The sequence below is a fragment of the Flavobacterium sp. CF108 genome (assembly GCF_900129795.1).
Classification (GTDB): domain Bacteria; phylum Bacteroidota; class Bacteroidia; order Flavobacteriales; family Flavobacteriaceae; genus Flavobacterium.
The window spans coordinates 387,110-400,874 of record NZ_FQWW01000002.1 but is presented as its reverse complement, the minus strand read 5'-3'; the positions used below and the strand labels follow the sequence as shown (position 1 = coordinate 400,874).

The 13,765-nt window shown below is 33.8% G+C and carries 11 protein-coding genes; 5 read left to right on the top strand and 6 right to left on the bottom strand.

What is annotated here, in order from left to right; translation table 11 throughout:
• Positions 1-108 precede the first annotated feature (108 nt).
• The 4 genes from BUE10_RS07040 to BUE10_RS07025 all read right to left on the bottom strand — a co-directional run bounded on the left by BUE10_RS07040 (position 109) and on the right by BUE10_RS07025 (position 6,459).
• Positions 109-1,101: a Gfo/Idh/MocA family protein gene (locus tag BUE10_RS07040; protein ID WP_073483640.1), complete on the bottom strand. Its 993-nt coding sequence runs from the start codon at positions 1,099-1,101 to the stop codon at positions 109-111.
• Positions 1,102-1,380: 279 nt separating this feature from the next.
• Entirely contained in the window at positions 1,381-3,489 is a 2,109-nt protein-coding gene (locus tag BUE10_RS07035; protein WP_073483638.1) for a prolyl oligopeptidase family serine peptidase, read from the bottom strand.
• Positions 3,490-3,749: 260 nt separating this feature from the next.
• Positions 3,750-5,957, bottom strand: a complete 2,208-nt coding sequence (locus BUE10_RS07030; protein WP_073483637.1) for a TonB-dependent receptor — start codon at positions 5,955-5,957, stop codon at positions 3,750-3,752.
• Positions 5,958-6,105: 148 nt separating this feature from the next.
• Positions 6,106-6,459, bottom strand: a complete 354-nt coding sequence (locus tag BUE10_RS07025; protein ID WP_073483635.1) for a hypothetical protein — start codon at positions 6,457-6,459, stop codon at positions 6,106-6,108.
• 214 nt (positions 6,460-6,673) lie between these two features.
• On the opposite strand from BUE10_RS07025, the gene BUE10_RS07020 reads away from it, so the two are divergent.
• A complete protein-coding gene (locus tag BUE10_RS07020; protein WP_073483633.1) occupies positions 6,674-7,381 on the top strand; it encodes a porin family protein in 708 nt (235 codons plus the stop codon).
• Here BUE10_RS07020 and BUE10_RS07015 read toward each other — a convergent pair.
• The gene (locus BUE10_RS07015) at positions 7,376-7,981 is read right to left on the bottom strand and encodes a hypothetical protein (RefSeq protein ID WP_073483631.1); all 606 of its coding nucleotides are present in this window, start codon (positions 7,979-7,981) and stop codon (positions 7,376-7,378) included. The two genes, BUE10_RS07020 and BUE10_RS07015, sit on opposite strands and share 6 nt — an antisense overlap.
• Before the next feature lie 338 nt (positions 7,982-8,319).
• Between BUE10_RS07015 and BUE10_RS07005 the strand changes: the two genes are divergently transcribed.
• From BUE10_RS07005 to BUE10_RS06990, 4 genes are all read left to right on the top strand, one after another.
• Positions 8,320-10,788 carry a bifunctional UDP-N-acetylmuramoyl-tripeptide:D-alanyl-D-alanine ligase/alanine racemase gene (locus BUE10_RS07005; RefSeq protein WP_073483627.1) on the top strand — a complete coding sequence of 823 codons (2,469 nt, stop codon included), beginning with the start codon at positions 8,320-8,322 and terminating at the stop codon, positions 10,786-10,788.
• A gap of 59 nt (positions 10,789-10,847) precedes the next feature.
• The gene (gene mscL / locus BUE10_RS07000) at positions 10,848-11,264 is read left to right on the top strand and encodes a large conductance mechanosensitive channel protein MscL (protein ID WP_073483625.1); all 417 of its coding nucleotides are present in this window, start codon (positions 10,848-10,850) and stop codon (positions 11,262-11,264) included.
• A 114-nt stretch (positions 11,265-11,378) separates the two neighbouring features.
• On the top strand, positions 11,379-12,086 hold the full coding sequence (locus BUE10_RS06995; RefSeq protein ID WP_073483623.1) for a hypothetical protein: 708 nt from the start codon (positions 11,379-11,381) through the stop codon (positions 12,084-12,086).
• Positions 12,087-12,248: 162 nt separating this feature from the next.
• The gene (locus tag BUE10_RS06990; RefSeq protein ID WP_073483621.1) at positions 12,249-13,238 is read left to right on the top strand and encodes an aspartate-semialdehyde dehydrogenase; all 990 of its coding nucleotides are present in this window, start codon (positions 12,249-12,251) and stop codon (positions 13,236-13,238) included.
• 183 nt (positions 13,239-13,421) lie between these two features.
• Here BUE10_RS06990 and BUE10_RS06985 read toward each other — a convergent pair whose 3' ends face one another.
• Complete coding sequence (locus tag BUE10_RS06985) at positions 13,422-13,739, bottom strand: 2Fe-2S iron-sulfur cluster-binding family protein (protein WP_012023404.1); 318 nt, start codon at positions 13,737-13,739, stop codon at positions 13,422-13,424.
• Between the last annotated feature and the right edge of the window lie 26 nt (positions 13,740-13,765).

Below are 13,765 nucleotides of genomic sequence, written 5' to 3'. Positions count from 1 at the left end.
GTTCACAGGGTTGAATTGAAAAAGGCTTTAGCCGAACAAACTTTTTTGGCTAAAGCCTCTTAAGCTTGCTATTATTTAATCTCCAGCTAAAGCTGGAGGCAATTGAAATTATTTCGAATCCCTAAACTCCTTCAAAACTTCATCAATAACCCAAGTAGTTCTCGCTCCTGAAATCCCTTTTGATGGAGAAGCACCTTCTTTACCTAAAAGTTCAGTCATTACAGTTTCTATAAACGGCTGCTGAATATGAAGCGGATTTTCTATTGTAATACTTTCTTTTTTACCATTCGTATATTGAATATGAATGGGATCATTTCCGAAAGTTGAAAACGAGATTTTACCTTTATCACCCACGATTTCAGTATTGTCATAACGCTCAAAACTGGCAAAATTCCATAAACCAGATCCGTGAATTCCGTTTTCAAATAAAAAAGACATCGAAACTGAATCTTCTGCCGGATAAGCTTGCAATTGAGAAGTCGCATGTCCGCGAACAGATTTTATCGGACCTAAAACAAAATCCAGAAAATCTAAAGTATGACAGGCTAAATCAACAAAAATTCCGCCTCCTGAAATATGCGGTAAAACCGTCCACGGAAGATTAATTTCGTCATCGTAACGAGCTTCAAACGGATGATATAAAACAGTATTTACATGACGTATGTTTCCTAATTTTCCCTTGTCAATTATTTCTTTTATTTTTAGAAAGCGAGGTAAACCTCTTCGGTAATAAGCAACAAACAGTGGAACATTATGTTCTTTGCAGGCACTGATCATTTCATTACATTCTTCAAAAGTCAAAGCCATTGGTTTTTCAACATAAATAGGCTTTCCGGCTTTGGCACACAAAAGAGTATATTCTTTATGAGAAGATGGCGGTGTAGCAATATAAACGGCATCGACTTCAGGATCATTTATTAAATCTTGAGCATTCGAATACCATTTTGGAACGTTATGGCGTTTGGCGTAATCTTCGGCAAGCTTTGCATCTCTTCGCATCACAGCAACCAAAGCAGAATTTGGAGCCCTCTGAAAAGCCGGCCCGCTTTTTACTTCCGTTACATTCCCACAGCCTATAATTCCCCACTTTATAATTTTCATCGTTTGGTTTTTTAGTTATTCAAATTTAAGGAAAAAAGTTAGCCACGAATTACACTAATTTCCACGAATTAATTTTTTTAATTTTTGCCACAGATTAAAATGATTTTCACAGATTATAAAAATCATTTTAATCCTTTTAATCTGTGGCAAAAAAACACTCTGCAAATTTCCATTAATTAAATTCGTGGAAATTAGTGCAATTTGTGGCAAAAAAATAAAGCCACAAACTCACAAAAATAATTCGTGAATTCGTGGCTAAAAAATTAAGCGTTTTAAGTCTTATTTCTTAGGTAAGGCTTTAAAACCCATATTATAAAGAGTGAAAGCCTGAATGTCTACATTCTCCTGAATTGTAGCTGCAACAGATTTCCCTGCGCCGTGACCCGCTTTTACATCAATTCTAATTAAAACAGGATTTTCTCCCGCTTGTTTGTCTTGCAATTCAGCAGCAAATTTAAAACTATGCGCCGGAACAACACGATCATCATGATCTCCGGTTGTAACCATAGTTGCCGGATATTTAGTGCCGCTTTTAACGTTTTGAACAGGAGAATATCCTTTTAAATATTCAAACATTTCTTTGTTATCCTGAGCCGTTCCGTAATCATACGCCCAGCCCGCACCAGCAGTAAAAGTGTGGTAACGAAGCATGTCCATAACACCAACCGCAGGCAAAGCTACCTTCATTAAATCAGGGCGCTGTGTCATTGTTGCGCCCACTAATAAACCACCATTAGATCCTCCGCGAATAGCTAAATAATCAGATGAAGTATACTTTTGAGCAATTAGATATTCTGCAGCAGCAATAAAATCATCAAACACATTTTGTTTTTGAAGTTTTGTTCCCGCATCGTGCCATTTTTTACCGTATTCACCGCCGCCTCTTAAATTGGCAACCGCATAAACACCTCCGTTTTCCATCCAAACCGCATTTGAAATACTGAAACTTGGCGTCAAACTAATGTTAAACCCGCCGTAACCGTAAAGAATCGTTGGGTTTTTACCGTCTAATTTTGTTCCTTTTTTATACGTAATAATCATAGGAATTTTTGTACCGTCTTTTGAAGTATAAAAAACTTGTTTAGACTCGTAGTCTTCACTTTTAAAATCAACTTTTGGTTTTTGATACACTTCTGATTTACCAGATTTTGGTTCAAAAGAAAAAATGGTTCCCGGAGTAGTGTAGTTTGTAAAACTGTAGTATAATATCTTTTCTTCTTTTTTCGCGCCAAATCCACCCGCAGTTCCAACAGCTGGAAGTTTAATTTCGCGAACTAGTTTTCCGCTGTAATCGTATTGTAAAACTAACGAAACGGCATCTTTTGTATAATTGGCAAAGAAATAGCCGCCACCTGTAGATGGAGATAAAACATTCTCTGTTTCTTTAATAAAATCTTTCCAGTTTTCCTGTTTCGGATTACTGAAATCTACCGAAACCACGCGGCCGTTAGGAGCGTTATAATCCGTTTGTATAAACAATTTACTTCCTTCGTTTTCGATAATATTATTATCACTGTTGAAGTTGTCTACAATGGTAATAATCGGACTATTTGGAGTTTTTAAATCTTTAATATAAAGTTCATTTCCGTAAGTCGAATTAGCGGCTGTAATTACTAAATAATGATTGTCTTCGGTCACATAACCGCCAACATATCTTCTTTTTTGATCTGCACCAAAAATTACTTTATCTTCTTTTTGAGAAGTTCCTAACTTATGAAAATACAATTTGTGCTGATCTGTTTTTGCAGAAAGTTCGCTTCCTTTTGGTTTATCATAACTAGAGTAATAAAAACCTTCATTTCCAAGCCATGAAACACCGCTGAATTTTACATCAACAAGAGTATCTTCCAGAACTTTTTTAGAAACCGCATCAATAATAATTACTTTTCTCCAGTCGCTTCCGCCTTCAGAGATTGAATAAGCCGCTTTGTTTCCATCTTTAGAAAAATCTAAACCTCCAAGCGAAGTTGTCCCGTCTTTTGAGAAAGTATTCGGGTCCAGAAAAATTTCTTCTTTTCCGCTTTGATCTTTTCTGTAAACAACAGATTGATTTTGAAGTCCGTTATTTTTATAATAATAAGTAGATTTCCCTTCTTTAAACGGAGCGCCTATTTTTTCGTAGTTCCAAAGTTTTTCCATTCGCTTTTTAAGTTCTTCACGAAACGGAATTTTATCTAAATATCCATAAGTTACTTCGTTTTCAGCTTTTACCCAAGCTCCAGTTTCAGCAGATTTATCATCTTCAAGCCAACGATACGGATCGCTTACTTTTGTGTCAAAATATACGTCGACAGTTTCTCCTTTTTTAGTTTCCGGGTATTGAATCTTATTTTGTCCAAATGAAATTCCTGCTGTTGTAATTGCCATTATAAGAAAGGTTTTTTTCATAGTTTTTGATTAACAGTTGTAACAAAAATAGCACTTTTTGTGAGATATTTTTTAACCGCAAAGACACAAAGTCTTTTCGCAAAGTACGCAATGTTTTTAATCTCGCAAAGACGCGAAGTCGCAAAGAATTTTAAAACTTTGCGTCTCTGCGTCTTTGCGAGATTTTTCAAATACTATAGGATATTTTCTAATCACAAAGCTTAAATAAAACCTTGCGAACTTTGCGAAAAACTCCTTGCGCTCTTTGCGGTTAAATAAAATTATAAATTGAAATTAACGCCCAGAACGATGTTTCTTCCAATATTTGGGATTCCGTCTGTTTTTAATCTTGAAAGGTGCGCAATGTATTTTTTGTCGAATAAATTGTTTCCGTTCAGGTTAATGTCAAAAGCAGTTTTCCCCAATTTTACTGTTCCTCCAAAACCTAAATTAACCAAAGTATACCCTTTAGAAGCCGTTTCAAAACCACTCACATTATCCTGGCTAAAAGTTGAAGATACGTTTAAAGAAGCAAAACCTTCGCTTAACCAGTTTTTGATATTAAATTCAGTTCTAAGCGTATTATTCCAGTTGTTTGCAGGAATCAACGGCAAGTAATCGTTATTGTCTTTTTTACCCGTTACAGTTTCAAAACTAGTTTCAAAATGTAACCAGTCTAAAGGATGCGGGTGAAAATGTATACCAGCTTCACCTCCATACAATTGTGCATTATCCTGAACATAAGCAAAAACATCATTATCATCACGCGTTTCCCCAGTTGGCGAAGTGTAAATGTAATTGTTTACGTGATTATAAAATCCGTTTACGAAAAATTCAAAATGCGTGTTTTTGTATTCTAAATTCAAATCAGTCTGAACGTTTTGTTCTGTTTTCAAATCAGCATTTCCAATTTCATAACGGTTTGTTCCTTCGTGAACCCCGTTTGAAGTTAACTCTGCTAAGTTTGGCGCTCTAAATCCGGTTGCAACATTTAAACGAAGCGTAAGCGGTTCAGCCAGTTTTGTTTTATATCCTAAAGAAGCATTAAAACTGTCAAAAGATTTGTCAAGAGGTAAAAAATAACCTTCTTCGCCTTCAGTTCCGTGCGCATCAGAAGTAATGTTTCTGTTGTCAAAACGTAATCCGGCTTGTAAAACACTGTTGTCCCATTCGTAATTTGCAGTTCCAAAAACACCAAAATCATTCGTCGTTGCATCTGGAATTAAATACTCTTCACCCGAATTTTTATTCGTTTGATGCATTCCCTGAACACCTAAAATAGTTTCGATTTTTCCGAATTTAGGGAAATGGTATTTTAAATTGTAATTCAAGGTATTCAATCTCATATGAAGCGAAGCATCATTACTGTCTTCAAACTCACTTCTGTCATTTGAAATATATCCTAAATCAACATCCAATTTCGAGTTTTCAAAAAAGATCACATTGTTCAAACTCAATAAATGATTAAAAATTCCCTGTCTTGGAAACTGTGTGTTTTTGCTTGAAGATTGTTCTGCAATTCCATCTTCAGGCATTCCAATATCCAGCTTATTGTAGTTGTATCTTAAAACACTTGAGAAACTTGAATTACTGTAACCAATTCCGGTTTTAAAATCAGTTTCATTGTAACGAGAATTTGTTACGCGGTCGCCGCCGGAAATTTTGTAATCAGAATGCGTGTTATAACTTCCACGTGCCAGAAATTTCCAGTTATCAGTAGATGTTTTTAATCCAATAGAAGAATTACTTCCTTCTGTATTCGTAAAATATTTTTGACTGAAATTAGCTTTAAAAGTACCGGCATCAGCAAATTTTTCAGGATTAAAGTATAAAACTCCTCCTAAAGCATCAGAACCGTACAATAGCGATGCCGGGCCTTTAATAACTTCAACACTTTCAATTCCGGCGTCGTTTAAACCTAAACCATGTTCGTCTCCAAACTGCTGGTTTTCGATACGAACGCCTTGAGAATATACTAAAACACGGTTTCCGCTCAATCCGCGAATAACCGGTTTACCAATAGATGTTCCGGTAGAAATTTGCGAAACTCCGGGAATTGTAGCCAAACCTTCAATTAAAGTCGAAGTCCCTTTTTGTTGTAAAGTTTTAATGCTTTCATGCTCGATTTTCATTACGTTTTGCGATTGCAATTTGTTGAAAGGCGTAGAAACCACAACTTCATCCATTTCTAAAATGGACTCTTCGAGCGTTACATCAACGGTATTTTGTTTTACTAATTTTAGGATGTTTTTATTTTGAGTAGCATATCCAACATACGAAAAAGACAGACGCAGATTTCCGTTTGGAAGATTGTTTAATTCGTATTTTCCGTTTGCATCAGTCGTTGTTCCTTTATGCAATTCTGAAGCGTAAACAGAAACGCCCGGTAATGGCTGGTTTTGATTGTCAGTTACTGTTCCTGAAACCGAATTTTGGGCAGAAAGCAAGCCCGAAAACCCTAAAACAAGGGCAATTATTAATTTTTTCATTTGAAAATTTTGCTATAGTTAATTGGATTTTCTTCTTCTAAATGAAAATTGAACGAACAGTACAGCATGCTAATCCCAATTTAATAAACAGGATTAGGAAACTCAAAGTTGTTTTGAATTTAGATTTTAAAAAAGAGATGTTGAATTATTAAGAAACTATAGCAGCGGGAGGGCCTCGTAATAAATACGAACTTTTTGAAATAGAGAAAATCTTTTCTGACAGTGGAAAGAAATAAGGGATTTCGCTGCTGAAAGAATGAAATTGAAAAGAGAAAGTTTCCGGAACAATATAACTTCCAAAAGCAAAATTACAAACATAACAAAGATCGTAATTATGGTGTTGATGCGTTATTTCGCCACTTGGATCATTATAATCGTGGTGGCATTGTTTTTCTGAAAGCTGTTTTACAATATGCTCATAACTGTGTATGGACTGAAACAATATCGAGAACAATATTGTGACAGCAAAAGAGAAACTTAATATGAGCTGTTTTTTCTTCATACAGGACAAAGGTATAAAAGATCAAATTCATTTTTTGAATTCTAATGCAGATTATTTGAAAAAAGTTCAACGAACACAAATATTCGTAATCAAAAACAGAATAATTGCTTTCTAATCGTTCCCTGAACTATCATTATATTATATTTGTAGGTGAAATAAATTGCTTCTATGAAGCGTTTATTTTATAGAACCTCTTTTAAACTCAAAAAATTATATGCGATTTCTTTTTAGCTGTTTGTTTTTAGTTTCATTTTTTAATGCTTTTTCGCAAGAAGATGTCAAAGCAGAAATAAAACCTATAGTTAAAATAGATTCTTTGTATAGAGAAGACCAGTTTTATTTTTCTGTAACCTATAATATGTTTACAGATATTCCTCAAAAATTCAAACAAAACAAATTTTCCCTTGGACTTTCGGGCGGATTTTTGCGCGACATGCCAATCAATAAATCCAGAACAGTTTCTATTGCAGCAGGTGTGGGATTGAGTTATCAAAATTATTTTCAAAATTTTGGTATTTCAAAAGATGGAACCGGAGCCGTAGTTTATAATGTTGTAGATGCCGGAGAAATAGCTTCAAATCGTTACAAACAATATTCTGTTGAATTTCCAATAGAATTTAGATGGCGAAATTCTACTTATGAAAGCACAAAATTCTGGAGGATTTATGGCGGGGTAAAATTAAGTTACATCTTCTCTAATACTTCAGTTTTAGACGATGGCGAAAATACGTACCGAATAAATAATAATGATGCCATTAATAAATTCCAATATGGACCGTATATTTCTGCGGGTTACAATACCTGGAATGTTTATTTGTATTATGGTTTGAGTCCGTTGTTTAAAGACGGCGTTACCACATTAAGCGGAGAAAAAGTAACCATGAAAACGCTCAATGCAGGATTAATATTCTACATTTTATAACCACAAATACAAAAATAATATCTGCGGTAAAACGCCAATTAACAAACCAATTGATATTTCTTTTGGCGTATGTGCGTTCATTTCTAATCGGGATGAGGCTACAATTCCAGACAATAAAATTAACAGCGCCCCCCAATACGGATTGTGCAATTGTAAATGAATATTTAATCCAATTGCAAAGATTGTAAATCCTGTAATGGCGGTCATGTGCAGACTGGCCTTGATTTTAAAAAGCGAACAGACCAATGCTAAGATTGTACTAAACAGCGCTCCCAGAAAAAAGAAATGAAGTTCTGGATAACGGGTAATAACAATGCTTCTTTTTACCAATAAAATATATAAAAAACATTGTAAAATAAGCGGAATGCGACGCTGGGAGTTTTCAGGAAGCATCATCGATTTTACATGTCCGGTAGAACGTAACAACATGAAAAACAGAATAGGAACAATAATGGTAATGACCAAAATTTGAAACAGAACAAAGTATTTTTCCTGTGTCGTAAAAATATCCTCTTTACAATAAAGGTATAGTAATGTGGCGTACATCGATATAAAAATCGGATGAAGTATATAGGAGAATAATGGAAGTATTTTTTTCAAAACGTATTATTTTGTGGTATTGAACAAATATAAGGAATTAATGTTTTTTGCAATTAAACGTGTAAATTTTCACAAATTATTAGCATTTTTTTCTCGCCACGAATTGCACGAATTTCCACGAATTATTTTTTTAATTTTTTGCCACAGATTTAAAGGATTCTCACAGATTAAAAATCCTTTAAATCCATTTAATCTGTGGCTAATATTTTACCATCCAGCAAATAAAATAATTCGTGGAAATTCGTGCAATTCGTGGCAAACACTTTTTTACATCTAAAAACAAATTAGTGTAATTCGTGGCAAACCTTTTTTTAAATTTGACAAAAAGAAATTTCTAAATGAGCATAAATTTAAAAAGCCTTATTCCGGTTTTTAACGCCGAATGGATAGGTTCAGATTCTGATATTTTTGTAGATCATATTTCGATCGACAGCCGTTCTTTACAAAACGGGTCTAAAACATTGTTTATTGCCCTTTCCGGGGTCAATAATGATGCTCATTTGTATATTTCAGAATTGATAGAAAAAGGCGTTCAGAACTTTGTTGTTCAGTATATTCCCGAAAATGTAAAAGGAAAAGCCAATTTTTTTGTCGTAAAAAATACACGTAAAGCACTTCAGGAATTGGCAGGTTATTATCGTGATTTATTCGATTTTCCTATAATTGGTTTAACTGGAAGCAACGGAAAAACCATCGTAAAAGAATGGCTGAATTTCCTTTTAAGTCCCGATTACAATATTATCCGAAGCCCAAAAAGTTATAACTCGCAGGTTGGCGTTCCGCTTTCTGTTATTGCCATAAATGAAAAACATAATTTAGGAATTTTCGAAGCCGGGATTTCAACGGTTAACGAAATGATTAATCTTGAAAAAATCATCAAACCAAATATTGGTGTTTTAACCAGTATAGGTTCTGCACATGATGAAGGTTTTGAAAATTCGGCACAAAAAATCAAAGAAAAATTATTGCTTTTCAAAAAGGCGGCAGTAATAATCTATCAAAAAATCGAATTGGTAGATCAATGTCTTTTAGATTTTTCTGCGGAATTTCCACTTCAAAACAGAACGTTATTTTCATGGAGTTTTACAGACGCTTCTGCCGATGTTTTTATTCTGATGAAAGAAACTAAAAACGATGCTACAGTAATTAAATATCAATATAAAGAGGAAATTTTCAATTTAAAAATTCCGTTTAGTGATTCGGCTTCTATCGAAAATACCATTTCCTGTTTATTGGTTTTACTGCGTTTTAACTATGATTTTGAAGTTATTCAAAATCGTGTAAAACTGCTTTATCCAGTTGAAATGCGTCTTGAAGTTAAAAACGGAATTCACAATTGCAGTTTAATTGATGATAGTTACAGTTCCGATTTTCAATCGCTGAAAATTGCTTTAGACTTTTTAGAAAGCCAGAAAAAGAATGCTTCAAAAGCCGTTATTTTATCGGATATTTTTCAAAGCGGATTTTCAAACGAAGAACTCTATTCTAAAGTTGCTCAGTTAATTTCAGATAATAAAATCAACCGTGTTATCGGAATTGGAACCACGATTTCATCTTTTGCAGATAAATTCCCAAACAGTACGATGTTTCAAAATACGGCAGAATTTATTGCCGAAATTGAAAACTTGAATTTCAATAATGAAACCATTTTAATAAAAGGAGCAAGATCGTTTCAGTTTGAAGAAATCGTTTCGCTGCTGGAGGAAAAAACACATGAAACAGTTCTCGAAATTAACCTTGATGCTATAAATCATAATTTAAATTATTTCAAATCAAAATTGGCCGATGATGTAAAAATCATGGTTATGGTGAAAGCTTTTGGTTACGGAAACGGCGGACTTGAAATTGCAAAATTACTCGAACATAATAAAGTCAATTATTTAGGTGTGGCTTTCGCCGATGAAGGAATTTCGCTTAAAAACGGCGGAATCAAATTACCAATTATGGTTTTGAATCCCGAATCGACCAGTTTTCCGTCGATAATTCAATATAAATTAGAACCTGAAATTTACAGTATAAAAGGATTAAATGCCTTTTTGAAAATTGCCAGAGAAAAGAATTTAAAAGATTTCCCGATTCACATCAAAGTCGATACAGGAATGCATCGTTTGGGTTTTGAAGACAATACGATCGATGAGTTAATTGAAACTTTAAAAGGAAATTCAACCGTTCGAGTTCAAAGTATTTTATCACATTTAGCAACAAGCGACGATTTAAATCATTATGATTTTGTCATTAAGCAGATTAATTTATTCGAAAGATTATCTTCAAAATTAATGACGGAATTAAACATAAAACCAATTCGTCATATTTTAAATACATCCGGAATTAGCAATTTCCCAAATGCACAATATAATATGGTTCGTTTAGGAATTGGATTATATGGTGTTTCTAATGATCCATTAGAACAAAAATATCTGGAAAATGTTGGAACATTAAAATCGATTATTTCGCAGGTTCGTACTATTACAACTGGCGACAGCGTTGGTTACGGACGTCGTTTTATGGCCGAAAAAGAAACTAAAATTGCCACAATCCCCATTGGTTATGCAGATGGAATTTCGAGATTATGGGGCAATCAGGTTGGTTTTGTAACGATTAAAAATCAAAAAGCCTATATCGTAGGAAGTGTCTGCATGGATATGTTAATGGTTGATGTAAGTCATATTGATTGTAAAGAAGGCGACTCGGTAATTATTTTCGGCGAAAGCCCAACCGTTATCGAAATGGCCGATGCTTTAAAAACCATTCCGTATGAGATTATGACGAGTATTTCGCAACGTGTGAAACGAGTATTTTTTAGGTAATTTATTTGTTAAAAATATTCTTATATTTGATATTGAGTTTAATTTAAAAAACAGATACTATGGGATTTTTCGCAGATTTTAAAGCTTCTTTATTAAAAGGTGATGTGCTTAGTTTAGCCACAGCCGTAGTTATTGGTGGTGCATTTGGTAAAATTGTTGGCTCAGCAGTCGATGATATCATTATGCCAATTGTTGGTTTGCTTACCGGAGGAATAGATTTTACTCAAAAATTTATTACACTCGATGGTAATAATTATACAAACCTGGCTGCAGCAAAAGCCGCAGGAGCTGCCGTTATTACATACGGTAATCTGGTTCAGGCCATCATTAATTTTGTAATTATTTCCTTTTTTGTATTTATTGTTTTAAGAGCTGCTGATAAAGTAAAGAAAAAACAAGAAGTTGTCGCTGCACCAGCGGGACCAACTCAGGAAGAATTGCTTACACAAATTAGAGATTTATTAAAAAATAAATAAGATATAATACCGCTACACTAAGTCTAACTTAACCGCTTCTTGATTGGAGCGGTTTTTTTTAATTTGTTTTCTTTCAGATTAGAAAAAAATAAGAACTAATTTATATATTGATTTATGGGTTGTCATGTAGATTTTTATCTTTTAAAAAGAGATATTTTAAAAGCTAAGTTTATTGAGCTAGAAAAAGAAGAAGATAAGTATGCTTTTTTCAGAAACTACTTGATTGAGAAAAACACTAACGAAGGGAATACATATTCTGCAACTGATGCAAGTATTATAATTCAGAAAGTTAAAGAGGATACGTTATTATTGAATAGAGATGAATTAAGTGATATTAAAAATTACATTTATGAAGTATCTGTTGGGTACGGTTATAATCCAGAAAACGAGAGATTCGTAAAAAAAATGCATGAATTTGGTTTCGAATTAATACATGATATATCACATGGCTGTGCAAGTCTTTTTCTTTTGAGTCTTGGTGATTCTGAATCAGTAGATTATTCAAGTTGGAATTATGATGAAAGAGATAGAACGAATCTAGAAAGAGACGAGTTTACACGAGAACTCGAATATATTATGCTTCTGCATAGTAAAATACAACTTAATGAATGTGATAATCTTGATGAAAAAAATGAACTAATAGTTACTATTGAAAATCTTGAAAAAAACGAGTTATTGAATAACGTTGTAGAAAGTCATTTTGATTCTGCAATGGAAGATGAAAGGTTGTTGAATAATAGTGAGTCTATATTATTTAATGCTGTAGAATTAATTAGAAAGATTGAAAACATTAGGGATGGAATAGTAATTTTTTATTCTTAATGGGTATTTAGGAGTTAATTAAGGTAAGTCTTCAAATTAGACGAAACACTTTGTTTAATTTATAACATTTTGTTATTTTTTGTGAAGCGTATTGTTTTCGTTTCTATTATAACTATTTTTGCAGAGTAAAATTAGATTAATAGCTATTTAAAAATATAAATAATGAGAATTGCAGTTGTAGGTGCTACCGGAATGGTTGGCGAAGTAATGCTTAAAGTTTTAGCAGAAAGAAATTTTCCTGTTACAGAATTAATCCCTGTTGCATCTGAAAGATCAGTAGGAAAAGAAATTGAATATAAAGGAACAAAATATAAAGTTGTTGGTTTACAGACTGCTGTAGATATGAAAGCTGATATCGCAGTTTTCTCTGCAGGTGGTGATACATCATTAGAATGGGCTCCAAAATTTGCTGCAGCCGGAACAACTGTTATTGATAACTCATCTGCATGGAGAATGGACCCAACTAAGAAATTAGTAGTTCCAGAAATCAATGCATCTGTATTAACAAAAGAAGATAAAATTATTGCAAACCCAAACTGCTCAACTATTCAAATGGTATTGGCTTTGGCTCCTTTGCATAAAAAATACAACATTAAAAGAATCATCGTTTCTACTTACCAATCTATTACAGGAACTGGTGTAAAAGCGGTGAAACAATTAGAAAATGAGTACGCAGGAATTCAGGGTGATATGGCTTACAAATATCCAATTCACAGAAATGCAATTCCACACTGCGACAGTTTTGAAGATAACGGATACACTAAAGAAGAAATGAAATTAGTGCGTGAAACTCAAAAAATTCTTGGTGATAACACTATTAGAGTTACGGCTACGGCAGTTCGTGTACCGGTTGTAGGCGGACATAGCGAAGCGGTAAATGTTGAGTTTACAAATGATTTTGAAGTAAATGAAGTTCGTGAAATTTTACACAATACTGATGGAGTAGTAGTGCAGGATAATTTAGACACATTCACATACCCAATGCCATTATATGCAGAAGGTAAAAATGATGTATTTGTTGGAAGAATCCGTCGTGACGAAAGCCAGCCAAATACATTAAACTTATGGATCGTTGCTGATAACTTAAGAAAAGGTGCTGCAACAAACACGATTCAAATTGCTGAATATTTAATCGCAGCAGGTTTGGTATAAACTAGAGATTAAAGAAAATTGTTATAAAGAAAAAGCCGTAATTGCAGCAATGTAATTACGGCTTTTTTGATGCCTTCTATTTGTGTATCGAAAACAGAAACCCGACAGGTTTTTAAAACCTGTCGGGTTTAAATCGTAACGATAAAAAAAGCGAGAACTATTTGATTCTCGCTTTTGTATTTTTTAATATTCCGGAGCCAGTTCTAATTCGAGTCCTTCTAATTCTTCAGTAATTGGGATCTGACAGCCTAAACGGCTATTAGATTTAACATAAAACGCTTCCGAAAGCATAGCCTCTTCTTCATCTCCCATTTCTGGTAATGCAACATCATTTAGAACATAACACTGGCAGGAAGCACACATGGCCATTCCTCCGCAGGTTCCTTCAACAGGAAGTTCGTATGCTTTGCATAACTCCATTATATTCATTGCCATATCAGTCGGAGCCTGTAATTCGTGTATAACTCCTTCTCGATCTTTAATCTTTATTAATACATCCATTTATTATGGGAATTTATTGGTAGGAT